The organism is Treponema bryantii (genome assembly GCF_036492245.1).
Lineage (GTDB): Bacteria > Spirochaetota > Spirochaetia > Treponematales > Treponemataceae > Treponema_D > Treponema_D bryantii_C.
In genome coordinates, this window is record NZ_AP025286.1 from 3,408,886 (window position 1) to 3,431,497 (window position 22,612).

Annotated in this window: 19 protein-coding genes; 11 read left to right on the forward strand and 8 right to left on the reverse strand. The window is 34.9% G+C overall.

Annotated elements, in window-relative coordinates; all coding sequences use genetic code 11:
• Nucleotides 1-143: 143 nt before the first annotated feature.
• The 5 genes from AABJ44_RS14775 (at nt 144) to AABJ44_RS14795 (ending at nt 6,200) form a co-directional block, all read left to right on the forward strand.
• Nucleotides 144-1,982 (forward strand): adenylate/guanylate cyclase domain-containing protein, encoded by a 1,839-nt coding sequence (locus tag AABJ44_RS14775; RefSeq protein WP_338369783.1) that lies wholly within the window; start codon nt 144-146, stop codon nt 1,980-1,982.
• Nucleotides 1,982-3,919, forward strand: a complete 1,938-nt coding sequence (locus AABJ44_RS14780) for an adenylate/guanylate cyclase domain-containing protein (RefSeq protein WP_338369785.1) — start codon at nt 1,982-1,984, stop codon at nt 3,917-3,919. Before AABJ44_RS14775 ends, AABJ44_RS14780 begins: the two co-directional genes overlap by 1 nt.
• A gap of 65 nt (nt 3,920-3,984) precedes the next feature.
• A complete protein-coding gene (locus tag AABJ44_RS14785) occupies nt 3,985-4,479 on the forward strand; it encodes a deoxycytidylate deaminase (protein ID WP_074644130.1) in 495 nt (164 codons plus the stop codon).
• Nucleotides 4,472-5,377, forward strand: a complete 906-nt coding sequence (locus AABJ44_RS14790; protein WP_338369787.1) for a hypothetical protein — start codon at nt 4,472-4,474, stop codon at nt 5,375-5,377. Before AABJ44_RS14785 ends, AABJ44_RS14790 begins: the two co-directional genes overlap by 8 nt.
• A 40-nt stretch (nt 5,378-5,417) precedes the next feature.
• Entirely contained in the window at nt 5,418-6,200 is a 783-nt protein-coding gene (locus AABJ44_RS14795; protein ID WP_338369788.1) for an amidohydrolase family protein, read from the forward strand.
• On the opposite strand, the gene mnmA is transcribed toward AABJ44_RS14795, so the two are convergent.
• Both mnmA and AABJ44_RS14805 read right to left on the reverse strand, forming a co-directional pair.
• Nucleotides 6,190-7,368 carry a tRNA 2-thiouridine(34) synthase MnmA gene (mnmA, locus tag AABJ44_RS14800; protein WP_338369789.1) on the reverse strand — a complete coding sequence of 393 codons (1,179 nt, stop codon included), beginning with the start codon at nt 7,366-7,368 and terminating at the stop codon, nt 6,190-6,192. The genes AABJ44_RS14795 and mnmA overlap by 11 nt on opposite strands.
• Nucleotides 7,369-7,498: 130 nt before the next feature.
• Nucleotides 7,499-7,948, reverse strand: a complete 450-nt coding sequence (locus AABJ44_RS14805; protein WP_338369790.1) for a hypothetical protein — start codon at nt 7,946-7,948, stop codon at nt 7,499-7,501.
• A gap of 241 nt (nt 7,949-8,189) precedes the next feature.
• Between AABJ44_RS14805 and AABJ44_RS14810 the strand changes: the two genes are divergently transcribed.
• From AABJ44_RS14810 to AABJ44_RS14825, 4 genes are all read left to right on the forward strand, one after another.
• Entirely contained in the window at nt 8,190-9,116 is a 927-nt protein-coding gene (locus tag AABJ44_RS14810) for an exopolyphosphatase (protein WP_338369791.1), read from the forward strand.
• Between the two features lie 138 nt (nt 9,117-9,254).
• A complete protein-coding gene (locus AABJ44_RS14815) occupies nt 9,255-9,956 on the forward strand; it encodes an AzlC family ABC transporter permease (RefSeq protein ID WP_256210402.1) in 702 nt (233 codons plus the stop codon).
• Nucleotides 9,956-10,264, forward strand: coding sequence for an AzlD domain-containing protein (locus tag AABJ44_RS14820; RefSeq protein WP_074644117.1), 309 nt, complete (start codon nt 9,956-9,958; stop codon nt 10,262-10,264). Before AABJ44_RS14815 ends, AABJ44_RS14820 begins: the two co-directional genes overlap by 1 nt.
• Nucleotides 10,265-10,266: 2 nt before the next feature.
• Complete coding sequence (locus AABJ44_RS14825; RefSeq protein WP_338369793.1) at nt 10,267-10,914, forward strand: HAD family hydrolase; 648 nt, start codon at nt 10,267-10,269, stop codon at nt 10,912-10,914.
• Here AABJ44_RS14825 and AABJ44_RS14830 read toward each other — a convergent pair.
• Both AABJ44_RS14830 and AABJ44_RS14835 read right to left on the reverse strand, forming a co-directional pair.
• Nucleotides 10,892-11,278: a hypothetical protein gene (locus tag AABJ44_RS14830; protein ID WP_338369794.1), complete on the reverse strand. Its 387-nt coding sequence runs from the start codon at nt 11,276-11,278 to the stop codon at nt 10,892-10,894. The two genes, AABJ44_RS14825 and AABJ44_RS14830, sit on opposite strands and share 23 nt — an antisense overlap.
• Before the next feature lie 158 nt (nt 11,279-11,436).
• Nucleotides 11,437-12,564 carry a hypothetical protein gene (locus AABJ44_RS14835; protein ID WP_338369796.1) on the reverse strand — a complete coding sequence of 376 codons (1,128 nt, stop codon included), beginning with the start codon at nt 12,562-12,564 and terminating at the stop codon, nt 11,437-11,439.
• A 184-nt stretch (nt 12,565-12,748) separates the two neighbouring features.
• On the opposite strand from AABJ44_RS14835, the gene AABJ44_RS14840 reads away from it, so the two are divergent.
• Nucleotides 12,749-14,305: a glycoside hydrolase family 43 protein gene (locus AABJ44_RS14840; RefSeq protein ID WP_338369798.1), complete on the forward strand. Its 1,557-nt coding sequence runs from the start codon at nt 12,749-12,751 to the stop codon at nt 14,303-14,305.
• Nucleotides 14,292-14,792, forward strand: a complete 501-nt coding sequence (locus AABJ44_RS14845; RefSeq protein ID WP_338369799.1) for a GNAT family N-acetyltransferase — start codon at nt 14,292-14,294, stop codon at nt 14,790-14,792. Before AABJ44_RS14840 ends, AABJ44_RS14845 begins: the two co-directional genes overlap by 14 nt.
• A gap of 1,233 nt (nt 14,793-16,025) precedes the next feature.
• Here the strand turns inward: AABJ44_RS14845 and gyrA are convergent.
• The 4 genes from gyrA to gyrB form a co-directional block, all read right to left on the reverse strand.
• Complete coding sequence (gyrA, locus tag AABJ44_RS14850) at nt 16,026-18,536, reverse strand: DNA topoisomerase (ATP-hydrolyzing) subunit A (protein WP_338369800.1); 2,511 nt, start codon at nt 18,534-18,536, stop codon at nt 16,026-16,028.
• Nucleotides 18,537-18,634: 98 nt separating this feature from the next.
• A complete protein-coding gene (locus AABJ44_RS14855; RefSeq protein WP_338369801.1) occupies nt 18,635-19,159 on the reverse strand; it encodes a GNAT family N-acetyltransferase in 525 nt (174 codons plus the stop codon).
• 16 nt (nt 19,160-19,175) lie between these two features.
• Nucleotides 19,176-20,462, reverse strand: a complete 1,287-nt coding sequence (locus AABJ44_RS14860) for a condensation domain-containing protein (RefSeq protein WP_338369803.1) — start codon at nt 20,460-20,462, stop codon at nt 19,176-19,178.
• A 101-nt stretch (nt 20,463-20,563) separates the two neighbouring features.
• A complete protein-coding gene (gene gyrB, locus AABJ44_RS14865; RefSeq protein WP_074644100.1) occupies nt 20,564-22,489 on the reverse strand; it encodes a DNA topoisomerase (ATP-hydrolyzing) subunit B in 1,926 nt (641 codons plus the stop codon).
• Nucleotides 22,490-22,612: the final 123 nt, after the last annotated feature.

Below are 22,612 nucleotides of genomic sequence, written 5' to 3' on the forward strand. Positions count from 1 at the left end.
ATAATTGTATATAAAGTGTTAAAAATTTAAATCAGCGGAGAGTCATCTTGTATAAACGACTATCTTTTCCTCATTTGTTTTTGATTTTGTTTTCATTCTTATTTTCTGTTTCATCCCTTTATGCCTCAGAAAACTCCATCGCTATGCCAGAAACAAAAAATCTTATAAGACTGGACGGCAAATGGGAACTCTTTCTTGAAAAAACTCCTGAACAAACTTTTAAACTCCTAGATTCTGGAACTCCTGCAGATTTTATGTCTTCTGTTCCAGGAACCTGGAATACTGAAGTATTATATACTGGTAAAACTTCTCCCATAACTTACGGATGTTACAGATACATCTGCACTAATCTTAATCCTGCAAAAAAGTATGCAATTCTTACAAGAGAATCTCCCGGAACCTCCTGCGCACTTTACATTAACCGAAAGCTTCTTGGACAAACTGGCGATCCTTTTGCAATGACAAAACCTACCTTCAACGAAAAGCCTAATGCTTATAATCCTTCTCATTCACAGAGTATTCCCTTTTATTGTGAATTTTACCCTGACTCAAATGGATCTGTTGAAATTGTTTTTTTAGTATCCAATTACTTCTATAGAAAAGGTGGCCTCTGGGATGCCGTTTATTTTGGTGAACCTGGATATGTTATGCGTACTAATAATATGACTCTGCTTTTCAATGAATTTGTAATCGGCTGTCTTTTATTTATTACGCTTTTAAATTTAATTCAATTTTTCATCAATAAGAAAAAATGGGAATATTTTTATCTGGGAATCGCCTCTCTTGTTTTTGCATTAAGAATCGGAACTGCTGATTATTGTTCTTTCGGATTCCTTTTCCCAAATCTTATATCTGAAGTAAAAGTTAAACTTGAATATACGGTTTTATGGATTGCACCAATTTCAATTATTCAAATGATATTTAAGATTTATCCTTCACCAAACCGTGTAATCATTTTTAAATGGCTCAAAGAAAAATACATACGACACTTTCTTGTAATTGCAGATTTATTACTTGGTATTTCATCACTGATTGTTCCGGCCTACTATTCAAGCCGACTTGTTCCACCTTTGCAAATCGGTATGGGAATAATTTCTGTTTACGTTATCATCTTTATCATTTCAAACTTAATTAAACATAGAAAATATTCTTTATATAACAGCATAAGTTACAGCATGCTTTTCCTTGGCGCTATTATTGATATCATTTATTCACAACAGAAAGATCTGATGCCTTTTTCTTTCTTCCCGATTTTTCTTGTTGCTTTTGCTATCATTCAGATTCTTATGCTTGCTGCAATTCAAAATGATATTCACAAAAACACAGAAAAATCTTCTCAGGAATTACAACGCCTTAATGAAGCTTACCTTCGCTTTGTACCAAAAGAATTCCTTCGTCTTCTTAATAAAGAATCAATTATCAAAACAAAACTTGGTGATTATTCAAACATTGAAATGACAATTATGTTTTCTAAACAGAAATTTGATGATTCAAAAGATGATATATCTCTCGAACAGCATTTTGTTCTTTTCAATGAATATCTAAAACAGGTTTCTCCTATCATCAAAAAATATGATGGTTTTGTAAGTAAATTCCTGAGCGGCGGATTTATGGCTCTTTTCCCTAATTCAGAAACCGATGCCGTTCGTGCTGCTCTAGAAATCAATGATTGTACTAAAAATAATACCTGGATTGGTATTCACTATGGCCGAATGATTATCGGAACAATAGGAGAAGAAAATCGTCTCGATGACACAGTTATTTCAGATACCGTAAATACTGCATCGCGAATTGAATCTGTTTGTGAAAAGCTTGGAAAAAACATAATTATTTCTCAAGTACTGCATAAGCGTATTTCCCAGGAATCAACATTACCAGTTGAACTTAATGAACTTGAAGCTATTTATGTAAAGGGCAAAGAAAAGCCTCTTCAGCTTTATGAGGTTACGAGAAAAACTAAAAGAACACAGGAGACAGAGTAATGAAAGCATTAAAGAAATTTGTATTTTCCACATTTTTACTTTCAGGGCTTTTTTCTTACAACCAGTTACCTGCTCAAAGCCTGCCCGATTTTTCAATCTCAACCTACAGAATAGAAAATCCTTCTATATTAAATCATTCGAGTGTAGAAATAAAATCTAACTGGGATTTCTATTGGGGTAAATTTATTTCTCCTTATGATAATACAACAAAACCAGACGCTGTAGTTTCAACTCCTTCAGACTGGAACAAATATCAACTCTCTAAAGAAATAAATGAAATCACTAAAACAGGTCTTGGTTCCGGAACATATCGTCTTAAAATTACAAATCTTACTCCAGGTACAGAATATGTTTTTCCTACCTATAAACTCGCTTATAATGCCTTTACTGTTTTTGCAGATAAAAAGATGATATATCAGTCTGGAGTTCCATCGGAGAAATGGGAACAGACTATTACTAAACAGTTCTTTGATACAGCCCGCTTTATACCTGGAGATGATGGAACTGTTACGCTGACAATCTTTGTTTCAAATGATTTTTATCGTAAGGGCGGTTTACGAGGAAAGCTTATTCTTTATGAAGAATCTTATTATAGAAATTATTATTTCCGTACATTAACCTCTTATTCTATTTTTACCGGCATTCTTTTAATGATTTCCATTTATTGTCTTTTGAATTTCTTCCTTAAGAAAGACAAATCTTCCTTATATCTTTCGCTTTTAATTCTTTCAGTATTTACAAGACTTGCTACTGCTGATTTTTCTGTTCTTAAAGTGATTTTCCCAAATCTTCCTTTTACTGTAATGCTTCGTATAGAATATATTTCTGTATTCTTTATACCAGGTTTCCTTACACTCTATATTGATACCTTAAATAAATTTATTTTCAAAAAGATACCTGCAATGGTTATTGCTGCTCCAAGTTTTATTTTCTTTATTCTTGATTTAGTACTACCAATCAGACAGGCAAATATGACCGTTCCATACATGCAGACTTACATGTACACTGTAATAGCCGTTGATTCTCTGCTTTTTATAATCAGCTTCTTTAAAGCACGGGATGTAATTACAACAATTTCTATTATATCGCTCATTATTGTTGCTCTTGGTGCTACCTTTAATATTCTTGCAATTCATCATATTAAAATTTTTGGCGGTATCAATTTCCTGATTCCAGCTTTTGCACAATTCGCTTTCTTGCAGATTATTCTTCTTGCTTATATTCAGAATAAGAACTATCTCAAAGTTTTTGAGCTTCATGATTATCTTAATGAAACAAATAAAGCCTATTATCGTTTTGTACCAAAAGAATTTCTTGAACTTCTCTGCAAAAAAGATATTACAGAAATTACTTTGGGCGAATATAAAATTTCTAAAGCCGCAGTACTTTCAGCAGATATCAGAAACTTCACTTCTACTTCCGAAAAACTTGTACCTATTCAGGTTTTTGATATGCTGAATTCTTATCTTCGTCGTGTAGCTCCTTTAATCCGTAAATACAATGGTATTATTGAAAAATATCTTGGTGACGGAATTATCGCAATTTTCCCGGAAAGTTCTGAAGCAGCTTTAAATTGTGCAATTGAAATGCAGGAACAGATGATAGAACTTCGTCAGGAATTTGCAGAACGTGGAATGCCTCAGATTAAAATAGGAATCGGAATTCACTATGGTGATATTGTAATTGGAACAGGCGGAAATAACGAACGTATGACTGAAATTTCACTTTCCAAAGATATTGATATAGCAATTCTAACAGAATCTAAAACAAAACAATATCACAAGCCTATTCTTGTTACTTATGATGCAATTAAATATGCAGCTACAGAAGCCCGCAATAATGGACATAAATTTAACTTTTATGGACAGAAAATTCATGATGCTCAGTCATCGGTAATTTTCTCAATTTTTAATGATAATTTTGAAAATGCATTATAATCATTTTTTAAATCTGATTGTATGTTTTTTCATTTTTTGGAATAATAGATTATGAGAGGAAAAAAATGGGACAAATTATTCAAAAACGTAATGATTACATTTCCTGGGACGAATATTTTATGGGAGTTGCAAAACTTGCCAGTTTACGTTCTAAGGATCCAAACTCACAGGTTGGTGCTTGCATTGTAGGCCAGGATAATAAAATCCTTTCAATGGGTTATAATGGCTTTCCGCGAGGCTGCTCAGATGATGAGTTTCCATGGGCACGCGAAGGCGACACCCTCGATACAAAATACGCTTATGTTACACACAGCGAATTGAACGCCATTCTTAATTATCGTGGCGGTTCTCTTGAAGGCAGTAAAATTTACGTAACTCTTTTCCCATGCAATGAATGTGCAAAAGCTATTATTCAGTCTGGAATTAAGACTGTAGTTTATGCAGAAAATAAATATGACGGAACCCCCTCAGTGGAAGCTTCTAAGAAACTAATGAATGCAGCCGGCGTACGTTATTACCAGTATCAACCAACCGGCAAAAAGCTGGAAATCAATGTTTAAAAAGATTTCCAAAACTTATCTTCCTCTCATTGCATTACTTGTCCTCTCTTTATCGTTTCAGAGCTGTAAAACAACTCGTTCCTTAGCAAAAGAAGCTATTGAACCGGGAGCTCCAGAAGATGCAACATTTATTGTTGCTCATGATGTTGTTTTTCCAGAATGTGAAGGAAGTTTTAAATATATCTTTTTCCGACTCTATAACCCTGCTTATAAAAATCCTTTTTATGTAGCAAATCTTTTGAAGGGCGGCATAAAAATGACAAAAACAGAAGAAGTTCCTGATTTAAGTCATGCTGCTATTAATTTTTCTCTAGATGATAGTTATTATGGTCTGACCCTTGGTGGTGAACACCAGTTTGCCGAAGAAGAATGTGCTATTCCGGAAAATAACAAATATATGAAAAACTGTGATCCAACTAAATCTGAACAGATTACTTACGGATTACGAGTTACCGAAGAAGAATTCGAAAAAACTCAGCAGTTTGTAGAACATTATAAAAACAGTACCGACATTAAATATGCTCCAAGCCTAAATTTTAAGCTGGCCATATTCAGCCTTAAAAGAAAATTCTTTGCGCCAAAAGATCACAAACAGTTTGGAACTCTTATTTATCCTGAAGATGCAAAAAACAAAAAAGTCGACAGAAAGAAAAAGGATGATTATCTGAATGATTTTGTCTGTTCAACTTTTATTGGATACGTACTTTATAATAATGTAGAAAGTGTTTCAAAGTTTTTTGATGAAAACAACATTAAATACGAATATATGAACGTTACTGATATTTCTTTAATTCCAGGTATGACTCCACTCTTTTACTCAAACTGGGATAATTATCTGGAAGCTGCAAATGCCTTTGTAGAGGAATATCCGGAATTTAAGGAATACTTAAGTAATTAAATTTGACTAAAGTTTATTAAAACAGTATTCTTTTCCCGTTATGATTATTGATTTCCATTGTCACATTTATCCTGCAAAAATCGCTGAAAAAGCTTCTAAAAGCGTCGGCGATTTTTACAACTATCCAATGAAATATCATGGAAGCCCTGAAGAACTTCTTGAAAGCGGTTCTAAAATAGGTGTTTCTAAATATGTAGTTTTACCGGTTGCAACAAAGGCTATGCAGGTTGAGCCTTCAAATAATTTCATTATTGAACAGTGTGAAGAACATCCGGAATTTATTGGCTTTGGAACGATGCATCCTGATTATGATAATTACGAAGCAGAATTACACAGAATTAAGGCAACTGGCCTTCGTGGTGTTAAGCTTCATTCTGATTTCCAGATGTTCCAGATTGATGCAGCACGTATGGATTCTGTTTATGATATTATGACTGATCTTGAATTACCACTTATTATACATGCGGGTGATAAACGTTATGATTTTTCTGGTCCTCAGCGCATCTTAAATCTTCATAAAAAACATCCAAAACTCACTCTGATTGCAGCACACTTTGGCGGCTATTCGGAATGGGATAAATCAATGGAATATCTTGCTGGTGAAGATGTTTATTTTGACACCTCAAGTACTCTTGAATGGCTTCCAGTTGAAAAAGCAAATGAAATGATTCGCGCACATGGAGTTGAAAAATTCCTGTTTGGTTCTGATTTCCCAATGTGGGATCATGAAGGAGAACTCGAACGCTTCAACCGTCTTGATTTGACGGAAGAAGAACGCGATATGATTTTCCACAAGAACGCAGAAAAATTACTTAAACTGTAAAAGCCTTATAAATTACACCGCCACCGACAATTACACCGTCTTTATACAGAACGGCAGATTGTCCAGGTGCAACAGCTCTCTGTGGTTCTGCAAAAGTAATCTTCCATGGCTGTCCACGATACTTAGCTGCTTCTTCAGCATCACAAGTATAACGCTCAATATGCGCAGCAGCAGGCTTACTTGCCAGTCTGATTTTTACCATTACATCAATAGGTTCAGAAGGTTCTACACCAGCCGGCCATACAAAATCATCTGCAATTAAAGCATTTGAATTGAGAGCCTCGTTTGGAGCTAAAACTACCAGATTATTCTTAGCATCAATTGAATGTACATAAACAGGATAATTAACAGCTACACCAAGACCACGACGCTGTCCAACAGTGTAATGTTCAATTCCTCTGTGTTTACCAAGAACATGACCATCAAGATCAATAATATCACCCGGTACAGAAGGCTTATCAGCAAACAGTACATCAAAATACTCTTCACCAATAAAATCCTGGCTTTCTTCACGATTTGCAGCTTCAAGACCGGCTTCTTTTGCAAGAGCAAAAACATCAGCCTTTTTCATAGCTGCTAAAGGAAAACGTACTTTTTCCAGTGTTTCAGAAGGCACACGATACAAAAAGTATGTCTGATCTTTTGAAACATCTTCAGCCCCGGCAATCATACAAGGCCGTTTATCAGAACCAAAAACTCCTGTTTCCGGACGAACAATTTTTGCATAATGCCCGGTACAGAAATAATCATATTTGATTCCAAGCTTTTCAATTCCTGCAAGAAGTGCACCGAATTTAATCAGCATATTGCAGCGGATACATGGATTAGGTGTTCTTCCATTTCGATATTCGTTTTTGAAGTATTCAAGAATCTCGTTTTTGTAAGTTTCTTTTACATCGATTACATGATATTCGATTCCATGTGCTTCACAAAAACGTTTACATTCTTCAATGTTCTCTTCTTCACCAGGTCCAAAACAAGCTTCACGAGTTTTTGTTCCTGTATGAATTTCTGGAAGACTTCCATCCCACAGCGACATTGTTGCGCCTATAACCTTACAACCTCTCTGTAAAAGAAGAAGTGCTGTAAGTGTGGAATCAACTCCACCAGACATTCCTACAACAACTGTGTCGCCTGTCTTAGGCATTTCCTGCATTTCGTATTTCATATTGCCTACTATACCACAAGGTAGAAGGTTAGAAAAGCAATTTGCACTTTTTTTTATTTTGCTTTTTTCATAAATAAAACTGAAATAAGAGTGTCTATTTGATTTATACGACACTCTTATTATTTATTCATTATTCAAATTTATATGATGTAATTCCAATATATTTTACATCCGCATTAGAATTCTGAATTACTAAAGCTTCAGCAGTTCCTGTCAACGAAGAAATGTCCATATCCTCCATTCCAAGATTATACTGAACTACTAATGCATCACCCCAATCATCTGATGCATTAGCAAGTAAAAGATACTGGCCTAATCCCCAATCTACTTCAATTTCCTGCTGATTTTCATCATAAAATAATGCATTTACCTTCAATTTTGTTTTATCACTTAAATCAACAGGAGCATCGAAAGGAATATAAATACCACCATCCCAAGCAGAAGCAAAAGGAGTTTCATTTATCCATTTAATATCCGATGAGAATCCTGATTCTTTTGGATCACTACCACCACTACATCCAACAAATACCATAGTCAGGAGCAAAGCAATTGCTCCAATATGCAATCTAAACTTTTTCATTTTTTTAATCCTCCTAAATGAAAACTTTAATTTATGAGTTTATTATTATTTCCATCCCTAAAAAATTTCAAATGAAATTTATGGTTTTCAAGGGAAGATACGGAAACCCTCTTATGTTTTACTCGATTTAATTGTATACAGTAAGATAAATCCCCTATGCTTTTTTTAAATTTTTAAATATCTTTTTTAGAATTTCTCTGTTAAAATATAAATGAATATTTATATTTCGAGGGTTAACTATATGGGTATGAGACTTGTAACACGTTCAGATTTTGACGGATTAGCTTGTGGTGCATTACTCCTTGAAGCAGGAATTATTGATCACTGGAAGTTCGCACATCCAAAAGATTTGCAGGACGGACTTATTCCAATCGACAGCAATGACTGTCTTGCTAACGTTCCTTTTGTAGAAGGCTGTGGTCTCTGGTTTGACCATCACTCAAGTGAATTTGAACGAAATCAGCTTGAAGGAAAATATAAGGGAGAAAGCCGCATTACTCCTTCTTGTGCCCGAATTATTTATGAATATTATGGCGGAAAAGAAAAGTTCCCTAATTTCGATGATATCATGGTTGCAGTAGACAAAGTAGACTCAGGTAATCTTACAATTGACGAAATTCAAAATCCTAAAGGCTGGATTCTGGTAGGATTCCTGATGGACCCAAGAACAGGACTTGGACGCTGGCGTGAATTCACAGTTTCTAACTATCAGCTGATGGAAAAACTGATGGTAGCATGCCGCGACAAATCAACCGAAGAAATTCTTGCAATGCCAGACGTAAAGGAACGCATTGAAGTTTATAACGAGCAGACAGAAAAATTCAAAGAAATGGTAAAAGCACACACAGTTGTTGATGGAAACCTGATTATTTCAGATTTGCGTGGTGTAGATCCTATTTATACCGGGAATCGCTTTATGATTTACAGTATGTATCCTAATCAGAATATTTCTGCATGGATTGTAAGCGGCCGTGGTGGTCAGGGCTGTTCTGCAGCAGTCGGCTACAGTATTCTGAACAAAACAAGCAAAGTAAACGTTGGAAGCCTTATGCTTAAATATGGCGGAGGCGGACACGAAAAAGTTGGAACCTGTCAGTTTACTAATGAAAATATGGAAACTGAACTTCCTAAAATGCTTGCCGAATTGAAGGAAATGGCAAACGCTTAGAATTTGGCAAAAGATTAAATAATTGATACAATTAATGGGCTGTCTGAAAAGACAGCCCATTTTCGTCATTGCAAAACGCAATACAATATGTCATTGCGAGGAGCGCAGCGACGAAGCAATCCATTTTGTGGTGGGAATATGAAAAATAAAGTTTTTCTTGAAGGAATGCGCGATGGTGTGCCGATTGGATTAGGTTATTTTGCAGTAGCCTTTTCTCTTGGAATAGTGGCAAGAAATGCCGGTCTCACACCAATTCAGGGTTTTATTGCAAGCTTTTTTTGTGTAGCTTCAGCCGGTGAATATGCACTGTTCACATCAATTCAAGCTTCAGCAGCCTTCTTAGAAATTGCTTTAATCACACTTGTAGTAAATGCCCGCTATCTGCTTATGAGCACCGCTCTTACACAGCGTTTTGACCCAAAAACACCGTTAATTCATCGATTTTTAATAGGTTTTGGCATAACAGACGAAATATTTGGAATAACAATCGCACGTCCAGGCTATATCAATCCTGTTTACAATTATGGTGCTTTATTAGTTGCAATTCCACTCTGGAGCCTTGGAACTTCACTGGGAATCATAGCAGGAAACTTTTTACCTGCCCGCGTTGTAAGTGCTCTCTCTGTAGCTCTTTACGGTATGTTCCTTGCAATTATTGTACCTCCAGCAAAGAAGAACATTGTAATTATGATTTCTGTACTTATAAGCTTTGCTGCAAGCTATGCTTTCTCGATTATTCCTGTTGTAAAAGAGCTTTCTGGAGGCACAAGAACTATCATTCTTACTGTAGTGATTTCTTCGATTGTTGCACTTGTTAAGCCAATTCCGGAGGATGAATAATGTCTCTTTACATATATATTTCAATTTTTACTGCATTTATTGTTTCATATCTGATTCGTGTACTTCCACTTACTCTGATTCGTAAACCAATAAAAAACCGCTTTATCCGATCATTTTTATATTATGTGCCATATATTACACTTGCAGTAATGACATTCCCTGCTATTGTTGAAGCAACTCAATCTCCTGTTGCAGGAATTATTGCACTTGTAATTGGTATCTTACTTTCATATTTTGGAGCTGGACTTTTTCCTGTAGCCTGTGCCTGCTGTGTGGTAGTTTTTGCAGCAGAATTTTTTCTTGTTTAATTATGTTTGATTATATTTTTTTTGATTTAGATGGAACCCTCACAGATCCTGCTTTGGGAATCACAAATTCGTTTATACATGCTCTTAAATATTTTGGTATTGAAATTCCTTCTTATGAAAAACTTTGTTCATTTATTGGCCCTCCACTTCCAGAAACTTTCAAAACACAGTTTGGATTTTCAGAAGAAAAAGCATCTGAAGGCGTAAAAAAATATCGCGAATATTTTGCTGAAAAAGGACTTCTTGAAAATTCAGTTTATTCTGGAATTCCTGAATTACTTGCAGAACTTAAAAATAAAGGGAAAAAACTCGTTGTTGCAACCTCTAAACCAGAAGAATACTCCGTACGCATTATAGAGCATTTTGGTCTTTCGAAGTATTTTGAAAATGTCTGTGGAAGTAAAATGGACGAAACCCGCAGTAAAAAAGATGAAGTTATAGCGTACGCCATCGAACGAAATAATATTTCAGATAAATCAAAAATTCTGATGGTTGGAGACCGGAAACACGACATTCTGGGCGCAAAAAAAGTCGGCATTAAATCCTGCGGAGTTCTTTTTGGTTATGGAAGCCTTGAAGAACTTAATGCCGCTGGTGCCGACTTTATTGCAGAAAATGTTTCACAGCTTACAAATATCTGTGTGTTTTAGAACAAATTAACAAAGTATGGGAACCAAATCCTCTTTTTGCCACATCAATATCTTCATTTAGAAATTCAATTGGTAAAAAGATATTTGTAATTCCATCATGTTTAATTACTTCAAAATTTTCATTCTGAAGATAATACAGCATTCGCTCTTTACATGGAATTGTAAATAAGTTTTTATAGCTATTGTTTGATTTGTAACTATAAACAAAAGTTCCAATCAGGTTTTCATATTTTTCAGGTGCTTGAATAATTTTGTAATACTTGTTGCTCTGATAATCCTTCTCTTCAAGCTTCCAGTTATTTGAAAAAGCAGATGAACCCAATCCAACCAACATTAAAAGAAATAATTTTTTTTTAATATTCATTTTTTTAATCCTTTTTATGATACTTTTATAATAATCCATCGTTAGTAAGTTTACAAGATGCTAACAAAATATTATTTTCCGAAATAGTACTATAGTCATAAAAAGGTTAAACTAGTAAATATTAGATATGACCTTGGTCATAACTACTAACTGTTAGTTTATTGAAAGGTAATTCCAGTCACATCTACTCCAAGCCCTGTAAGCACAGAAGCCATTGTCTGTGTTGTTGCCCAGATATCCGGCTCATACCCTTTTCCATCTCCAAGATAGTTCTTTGGAAGAATTTTTCCTAAATATTTTGAGCCAAAGGAAATTTCAATATTAAGGTTATCATTTTTAATAGTATTAGAACGATCATAATTCTGCATACCACCTGAATGAGTTCCAACAAGCAATGTCTTAAATTGTGATTTCTCATTACCAAAAATACTCCAGACCTCACCTGAACTAGTACTCCAGTTATCCTGTAAAACAATTACTGTACCTTTATATTTTTCAAGATTTAAAATTTTTTGCAATTTTTCTTGAACATAATTTGAACCACCATAATTCGATCTTGCATCAAGAATAATAAATTCTTTATTTCTACCTATTACTCCAACTGCTTCTAAATTTGTAAAATAATTTGCATTAGCTTCTACACAACTTGTAAATCTTACATAATATGCATTTGATGTTTCTTGTTCAAAATATATATCACGCTGATCCTTACTTTTTTTACATCCTTCATCATAAGCTGTTTCCTGATAATATGTAAACTCTCGTATTTTCATATCAAAGTGACAGTCTTCCATGTATTTATCAAATAATGCTTTTAGTTCGGAAGTATTTTTTATTTTATTAAATTTCTTTTTATTTAAGCCTCGTTTCTTCATATCAGAAAATCCAACATATTTAGAACTTAAATTTTCCCAAATATATGACAGATCTTCTTTTGAAACAGGAATGTCTGCACATAAAACTTCCGGAAAATATTTTTCAATAAAAGATTTAGAAAGAAAAGGGGAATCTATACCATCCATTTTGTCTATTACAAAATCTTCATTTTCAAGAAATTCTATAACCCCTGATTTACAGGAAGAATTAAATGCATTTCCAAAATCTCCATGTCTATGAGATGTCACGGCCACTACTGAAGAACCTATTAAATTTTCATATTTTTCTGGGGCCTTTGTTACAATATAATATACATATAAATCATATGGATATTCCTGAACATCCCAACCATTAGCAAAAAGAATTGAACCTAAAATTAACAATGTGATAATCAAACTTTTTCTTTTCATATCATTCTCCTTATAAAATTTATGTATACTAATAATAAACTAACGATTGTAAGTTTACAAGGTTTTTATTTAACAGTATTCTATAAAAAGAAACATGAAACTTTTTCATAAAAACTACCGATTGTTAATTACAACAGTCGGAATTATTCTGCTATCAATACTACCACTCGTAAGGAACAGAAAAATGAATATCAAAAAAACTACAACTTTAGAAACTACCGAAAGTCAGGTTATGAAAACAGCTTCCTCGTATATTATCCCAGCAGATTTCCCGGATCCGGATATCATCCGTGTAGACGACACCTATTACATGGTAAGCACAACAATGCACTATATGCCGGGCTGCGTAATCCTTCGTTCTTACAATCTTGTAGATTGGGAACACGCAGCCTATGTTTATGATGAGCTTGAAGATACTCTTGGCCAGACCTTGCAGGACAATAAAGGTATTTATGGTAAAGGCATGTGGGCCGCCTGCCTTCGTTACCACAACGGCAAATTCTATATCACTTTTGTTGCAAACGATACTCACAAGACATATTTGTATACAGCAGATAAAATCGAAGGCCCGTGGCATAAATCTGAAATAAGCGGCTTTTATCATGATATGTCGCTGCTATTTGATGAGGATGGAAAAATCTACTGTGTAAGTGGAAATATGAACATAAATCTTACCGAAATGAAGGAAGATCTGAGTGGACCTAAAATCGGTGGAATTAACAAAACAATCATTCGAGATACCCCTGAAAATGTCATTTTAGGCTACGAAGGAAGCCATATTTATAAGATAAACGGAAAATACTACATCTTCTTTATTCACATGCCGAAAGGCAAAATGCGTACCGAAGCCTGCTTTATTTCTGATAAAATTGATGGTCCTTACACAGGAAAAGATGTTTTATGTTCAGATCTAGCAGATTGGAACAGTGGAGTTGCTCAGGGCGGTATTGTCCAGGCTAACAACGGAAACTGGTATGGAATTCTGTTTCAAGACCACGGAGCTTTAGGAAGAATCCCGGTTTTAGTACCTGTAAAGTTTGTTGATGATTTTCCTGTATTTGGAGCTGCCGGATTTGCACCACGACAGATAAATGTTCCGGATAATCGACCAGGCTATGAATACAAAGAACTTTATAGTAATGATTTTACAAATCCAGCCTGGCAATGGAATCATATTCCAAACAAAGAACTTGTAAACGTTGAACCTTCTGCTTTTAGTGTAAAAACTGATAAAACCTCTATAAATGTTACAAAAGCTGCAAACACTTTAACTCAACGAACTTTTACAGAAAACTGCTGTGGAAATGTAAGTTTAGATGCAGCTAAACTTAATGATGGAGATATTGCAGGGTTATGTGCTCTTGAAGGTGAATATGGATTTATTGGAATCACAAAGAAAGAAGGAAAACTTAAGCTTATTGTAGCAGAACACAAGATTCCATATACGCCATGGAGTATGGGTGTTTATGATGATGAAGAACCAGTGATTACTACAGAAAAAGATTTAGATTCGTCTAAAATAACCCTAAAAGCCACATTCTGTCTTGAACATACAAAAGAAAACGTACAATTCAGTTATTATGATAAAGATTCCCAAAATTATATAGATTTTGGAGAACCGGTAAAACTTCGCTATACTCTGGATCAGTTTGTAGGCGTACGTTTTGCATTATTCTGTTATTCCACTAAAAAAGCCGGTGGAAGCGCTATATTTAAGGATTTTGAAATTGGAATACTTTAAAGCACAATTAAATCAACTGGATAAAATATATTCTCTATATTCTAACGCTATAAATACAATGGAAACTGCAGGTATTCATCAATGGGATGAAATATATCCAGATAAACAGATTTTAGCTGAAGATATAGAAAAACAGCAGATGTATGTTGGAATTGAAGACCAGAAAATCGCAGTTTGCTTTGTTTTAAGCGAAGAATGTGATGAAGAATATAAAAATGGTAAATGGAACTGGCCAGATGCAAAGTTTAATGTAATACATCGTCTTTGTGTAAATCCAGCATTTCAGAACCAGGGAATTGCAGCTAAAACACTCAAATATATTGAAAATCTATGTAAATCAGAAGGATATGAATCTATCCGCCTGGATTGCTATACTTTGAATCCTTATTCTCAAAAACTCTATAATAAAGCCGGATATTCTGTTACTGGTTACGCAGACTGGAGAAAAGGACGCTTTGAACTGAGAGAAAAGAGACTTTCTGAATAAATAAGTCTTATTTACACAAAATACATAATTATTCAAATAATTATATTTCTGGCATTTAGATATTTTATTAAATATATCTAAATGCCTTTTTTTTAATATTTAATTATTTAATTCTTAAATCTAGATATCTTTGAACAAAAAAAAACTGAATAATCCTGAAATATAGATATATTTTCATAAACCTATTTTATTTCCAATACTTCTGTAAAACATTACTCTTTTTCGGATAATAATTAAAATAAACAACCGAACATTCATTATTTTTAATGATATACGACCGTTTATTAGTTTTTAAACCTAACGAACGGTCATAAACCACTTTTTGTTTCACATGAAACATATATAAGCTTATTTATTGGATTTTATTTGTTCTAACAGTCAAAATGACATGTTTCACATGAAACATTATTAAGTCTATTATCTAATCTTCCATATATCATCTGCTATTATATTTTATAAGATTTACCAGTTTTTTCAGGGATCTAGAATTATATGTTTCACATGAAACAATCTATTACTCCATTTATGTGATAATTCAATTATATTATTAAATATGTCTAAAGATACAATATATTATTTTATAATGATTTCGATATGACTTATATTTCGCTAACTAATCTATTTATAAGGTTGTTTCACATGAAACACTGATCTAGTATTAAATAGCCGTATAATTTATTTGATATCAATGTTCCACGTGAAACTTAAAATACTACTCCCCTACCCTACTCTGATTTTATAAAATAATTGATATTTGTTATTCTGGTGTTTCACATGAAACACTTTTAGACGCTTATCTATCTTTTTCCTAAGTGTATAAATTTCTAAGCAAATCGATATATAAAGGAATCTTATATTGATAAGAGATAATGCTAAGCGGTTGCTCAAACTCTAGTCATCAACTTTTTACTAAAAAATGTTTCACATGAAACTTATCCACATACCCACAGACTTATCCACAATTAATTAAAAATGTGGATAACTTGTTGATAATGTGGATAACTTATATTTATGATTTTTCACGTGAAACAAAAACGGCTGACCAGAATTATTGGTCAGCCGTTTGCCTGATGTATATATATTTTCACCCTAGAACTAAAACTTTCTGATATTAGCTCATACCCTTGTAATAATTATTAAACAAAAAAATCGTTTTGTCAATAATAAAAAATATTTTTCTAACTAACGATTGTTAGGTATCAAAACTAACTTTCGTTTGTTAGATGACTTGTATTAGTCTTCGTCAGCCTGAACTTTATCAAGACCTACAATGAAGTCTGGTTCAGTAACACGAACAACGTTTACACCAGAAGCTCCTGTTCCCTGTTCCTTGATATCTGTTGCCTTAAAGCGCAGTGTCTTACCCTGGCTGGTCATACATACAACTTCATCTTTATCTTTAACGTTGATGGCACCGATGATTTCACCCTTAGATTCAGTGTTACCAAAGATTCTCTGTCCGCCTGTTCCACGTCCATGAACTGAATACAGGTCGAATGAAATTCTCTTTCCAACACCCTTTTCTGTAAGAAGAATCATATTTGCATCTGGTTCAACTTTTACAGCTGCTGCAATCTCATCACCTTCAGAAAGCTTCATTCCCTTAATACCGCAGCTTGCACGTCCCATCAGACGAACAGAATCTTCTGTGATACGGAGAGCCTTACCACGGCGAGAAATCAACATAACTTCAGAATTACCTGTTGTTGGAATTGCACTGATAAGCTTATCGTTATCATTAAGTTTAATACCGATGATACCGCGTGTTTTAGCATTCTGGAATTCTGTAGAACGAACCTTCTTAACAACACCCTGTGAAGTTGTCATGAACAGGAACAGATCTTCTGAGAACTCTTTGAGTGAAACTACAGTTGTAATTTCCTCATCCGGACCAACCTGAAGAAGTCCCTTGATATGAGCACCACGAGCAGCCTTTTCACTTTCCGGAATCTCATGAATCTTCATCCAGTAAGCACGGCCTAAGTTAGTTATGAATAACAGATGTTCCTTTGTAGAACCGATGAACAACTGATTAACGTAGTCATCATCAATAAGGTTGGTACCGTTACTTCCAGTTCCTCCCCTACCCTGCTTTTTGTATTTATCAGCTGGAACACGCTTGATGTAACCCATACGGGAAATCATAACAACCATGTCCTCATCTTTAATCATGTCTTCAACATTGATCTGTTCAACTTCGCTTGCAACGATTTCTGTACGGCGGTCATCACCATACTTTTCTGCAAGGCTGCGAGTCTCGTCTTTGATAAGTCCAAGAATCTTGTTGTGATCAGCAAGAAGTCCTTCGAGGTAATCAATGAGTGCCTGAAGTTCTTTAATCTCTTTCTGAAGATCTTCGATAAGCAGATGTGTGAGGCGCTTGAGCTGCATATCAACAATTGCCTGAGCCTGCTCATCATCAAAATTGAATCTCTTCTCGAGTTTAAGTTTTGCATCCTCTGTATTTTCAGAGCTCTTGATAATCTGAATAACTTCATCAATGTTATTGATGGCAGTAATCAGAGCTTCCAAAATATGCATGCGGTGTTTAGCAACTTTTAAATCATAAATTGTACGGCGTGTAATAACTTCGTCGCGGTGATTTACAAAGTGCTGGATAAGCTGCTTGAGTGTAAGAACTTCCGGCTTAAGATAAGTTGGAGGCAAAGTAAGCATGCCTGGCTCATCATAGCGTGGAGCTCCTTCTTTTTCCTGTGGAACAAGTGCAAGATTGATTACACCGAAGTTTGACTGTAAATCTGTTTTAGCAAAAAGCTGATTCAGAACGATTTTTGTAATTGCACCTTTTTTAAGATCAACTACAAGGCGCATACCTGAACGGTCTGAAGATTCATCGTTTGCATTTACAACACCGTCGATCTGCTTATCGCGAACAAGCTCTTTGATACGACGGATAATATTTGTTGTATTTACGCCATAAGGAACTTCTGTAAATACGATTGATTCCTTTCCGCGTTTATCAGTTTCAATTGTGAACTTTGAACGGATAACAATTTTACCGCGTCCTGTTGTATATGCTTTTTTGATTCCAGCTGTACCGTAAATAATACCGCCGGTCGGGAAGTCTGGTCCCTTAATATAATGCATGAGTTCTTCAACAGAAATCTCAGTATTATCGATGTAAGCACAAATTGCATCTGCTACTTCACGGAGATTATGTGTCGGCATGTTTGTTGCCATACCAACGGCAATACCAGTTGTACCGTTACAAAGAAGGAATGGGAACTTTGAAGGAAGAACTGCAGGTTCGTCGCAGGTATCATCAAAGTTGCGAATCATGTCGACGGTGTTCTTGTTGATGTCGCTTGTCATCTCTTCGGTGATCTTCGACATCTTAGCCTCAGTGTATCGGTAAGCGGCCGGAGGGTCACCGGCGATTGTACCGAAGTTTCCCTGTGGAGTTACTGTTGTATATCTCTGAGCAAAATCCTGTCCAAGACGAACAAGAGCATCATATACAGAAGCATCTCCATGTGGATGGTAGTGTCCCAAAACTTCACCAACGATGGTAGCACATTTTTTTGTCTTTCCACCGCTTGCAAGATGAAGAGTATCCATAGCGTACATAATACGTCTATGTACAGGCTTAAGACCATCACGAACGTCAGGCAAAGCACGCTGAACAATTACAGACATTGAGTAGTCAATATAAGCCTGCTTAACTTCATCCTCAATCGGGATTTTAATGAGAGAGCCACCTTCGGCAGTTTTGATTTCTTCCATCGTCTTCTCCAATGAAGTAACTTAAATAATCGTACAATTGTAGCATTTTTTTAAGTTTTAGTCTTTAATTGCCATAACTAATGAGTGGTAGTTATGATTTATAATACTTTTCTGTATAATTTGGCCTTAAAAGTCTGGCTACCGTCGAGTTTTGAATATTCAGCATCCTGATAATAAGACATACCGAGTTTTTCCATTACACGACGAGAGCCATAATTGTCTACACAGAATTCTCCATCAATAATTTTGATATCAAATTTGCTTCGACCGTATTCAATTATTTTTTCCATTGCTTCAACTGTAAGACCTTTCTTCCAGTAATCACATGCAAGGTTATAACCTATTCTCCAGGTGTCTATATCTTCGTGATAGTACATTCCACCACTTCCAATCAGCTCGCCTGTTTCTTTGTAAACAAATCCATAATCTATGTTCTTTTCATTTTCATAAAGATGAGACAACCATTCACGACCATCTTCAGGACTTTTATAAAGAGGATAGATTATGAATTTGTTTACTCTAGGATCACCTGTCCATTTAAAAACTGCATTTAGATCATCTACAGAAAGAGGACGTAAAATTAAACGAGAAGTTTCTAATACAGGTAATTCTACTTTTTTCATTTGTTACTCCAGAATTTTATGCAAGATGTTTTATCTGATCTTCAATATTTTTTAACATTGATTCATAATCAAATGCTGCATCTTTATTATATTCCATTACGATATTCATTATTCCATTAACAGTAATTACACATAAGCTGCAATCAAAATTAGTCTGCATTGGTGAAGAAACTTCCATTTCTTCTACTTTTACTTTACTTGTCTCAGAAAAAGAAGCTCTTCCTATGTTACTAATTAAGAAAGGACGTCTTTTTGGTGAAAATATTGCATTATATTTTGCAGCAATTTCATTTTTGTAACATCCAGTTGATTCAAAACATATTGCGTCATATAAGCTTGCATCAAGCAAATTATTCATCGCCCAAGAAAAAATAATATTTTTTTTATCCTGCAAAATAGCATGTACGTTTTTATGAATAGAAGTTGCATTTTCCCAGAAGTTTTTTGTCTCATCATAGAAAGTATCTACACCAAATCCACCTGAATAATTGCCCATTCCTTCTCTCATTTCAGGTAAGCCATCTGCAACAACAGTTAGCTTTTCATTACGGGCAAAAACTTTTGCTGCAGTTGTCATTAAAATACTGTTGATACTTACTTTATACTTTTTACTTATGCTGACCAATTTTGTCATTTCTTTTTGATCAAACTTCAATGTTTTTACACTTTTTGTATTTTTAGACCAGTATTTGTCAAAAATATTTAAGTAATCTTCGTTTGTAAATATTGTATTATTCTGTTTCCACATTTCATTAAAAGAAACTAAAGTATTTTTAAGAGAATCTGGAAGAGGAATATTATTTTCAATATATTTTTGAGTAACTACATTATGTGGGAAAACTGGTTTATCTTCGTTTTCGAAAGTTCCATTTTCTATTGCATCAAGATTTTTTATAATTTCATCGAACAACATTAAGACTGATTTTCCGTCACCACCTAAGTGATGCTCAATCATTCTTATATTCATATAGCCATCTAAATCTTCAATGATAAAGCGAATCATTTCTCCTTTATCAAATCGGAATGGAATTTTTGACTGTTCGTTAGTTAATGTCTGTAAATCAGTATGATAGTTTCTTACTTCAATACTTGGATTTACCTTTTCTCCATTATAAATAAAATAAGCTTGTCCGTCTGATTTTCTTTCAACACGGCTTCTTAAACTTTCAAATCTGTTTACACTGTAATTAATTGCAGTTTTTAAATTATTAACATCTGTACAGCCTTTGATTTTGACAGATGCAATAATATGCATTGAAAGTCCATCCAGCATTACCCTGTCGTTAGTAATTTTTTTTTCCATGTTTTCATCTCCTTTATATTTTTTAATTGTTTAATTTTAAAATTTAAAATAAATCTAAATTTCGTAAATTGAGGAAATTTTAGATTTGATTTCTTTTTAGATTAAATATCCAAATTAGCGTAGCTTGAGTTTTCTTCGATGAATCGGCGGCGTGGCTCTACTTCTTCACCCATACATACGCTGAAAATTTTATCTGCAGCCATTGCATCAGGAATTGTTACAACACGCATCTTACGGTGTGCAGGATCCATTGTTGTTTCCCAAAGCTGCTTACCATCCATTTCACCAAGACCTTTGTAGCGCTGAACATCTGCCTTATCACGCTGATCACCAAGAGCTTCCAGAGCAGCATCGCGTTCTGCATCACTGTAACAATAAACAGGATCTTTCTTACCAAGCTGAACTTTGAACAGCGGAGGCATAGCAAGATATACATAACCGTTTTCAATCAACTTCGGCATGTAGCGGAAGAAGAAAGTCAAAAGCAATGTACGGATATGTGAACCGTCGACATCGGCATCAGCCATGATGATGATTTTATGATAACGGAGTTTATCGATGTTGAAGTCTTTTCCAAAACCTGCACCAAGCGAAGCAATTACAGGCTCGAGCTTATCGTTGTTCATTACCTTTTCTGGACGAACTTTTTCAACGTTAAGCATCTTTCCCCAGAGAGGAAGAATAGCCTGAGTTTTAGGGTCTCTACCCTTCTTTGCAGAACCACCCGCAGAGTCTCCCTCGACTATGTATACTTCGCAGAGCTCAGGATTTTTCATTGAACAGTCAGACAATTTTTCTGGAAGACCGAAGCCATCACTCATTGTCTTTTTGCGCATATTGTCTTTTGCCTTTCGGGCTGCAATACGTGCCTTAGCTTCATCAATTGCCTTTTTAAGAATTGATTCAAGCACCTGGGGATTCTGTTCAAAATATATTGTGAGCTTTTCTTTTACAATCTGATCTACAATTGTGCGGACTTCTGTATTACCAAGTTTTTCCTTTGTCTGACCTTCAAATTCAGGCTCAGGAACTTTCATGGAAATTACTGCAGTAAGACCGCTGCTCAAATCTTCATAAGTAAGTTTTTCATCTTTATCAAGATTTTTCTTAAGCTTGTCGTTTCCTTCGAAGAACTTGTTTAAAACAAAACGAACGGCACTACGGAAACCTTCGAGGTGTGTACCACCATCACGGGTATTGATGTCGTTAACGAACGTTCGTACGTTTTCAGAATATCCTGAATTGTAATGCATTGAGATTTCTGTAATAACATCATCCCGTTCTTCTTTGATATAAATTGGTTCAGCTGGAACAACAGCCTTACCTTCATCAATTTCTTTTACGAATTCATTGATACCGCCTTCAAACTTAAGAACTTCTTCTTTAGGAGTTTCAAGTCTTTCATCGCGGAAAATGATTACAACGCCGCTGTTCAAGAATGCAAGTTCACGAAGACGATCACGAAGTACGTCATAATCATAAGTTGTTGTTTCTGTAAAGATTGTTTTATCAGCCTTCCAGCGGATTGTTGTTCCATGTACATCCGGGCCAACATCTCCAATAACTTCTACTTTTGTTTTTGGAACACCACGTTCATATTTCTGCTGATAGATATGTCCATCACGTTTTACAGTAGCTTCCATCCAGTCTGAAAGAGCATTAACGCAGGATACACCTACACCATGCAAACCACCGGAAACCTTATATGACCCCTTATCGAATTTACCACCGGCATGAAGACGTGTAAGTACAAGCTCAAGAGCGGAAATTTTTTCTGTAGGGTGAATATCAACAGGAATACCACGTCCGTTATCTTCAACGCGGCAAATATCATCTCTCTCCAGAGCGACAACTACAGTATCACAGAAGCCAGCCATAGCTTCATCGATAGAGTTATCTACTGTCTCATAAACAAGGTGATGAAGTCCCCTCGGACCCGTTGAACCAATATACATACCAGGTCTTTTACGAACTGCTTCGAGTCCTTTCAAAACCTGGATGTTACTTGCACCGTAATCAGCTGACATATTTATATCCTTTTGTATGATTTTCTTTTGAAATAAATGTCTAATATATAAGAAAATATATAAGAATAGTTAATTTTACAGAATTTTCCCTTTAAATTCAATAAAGCTTATAACTAACCGTTG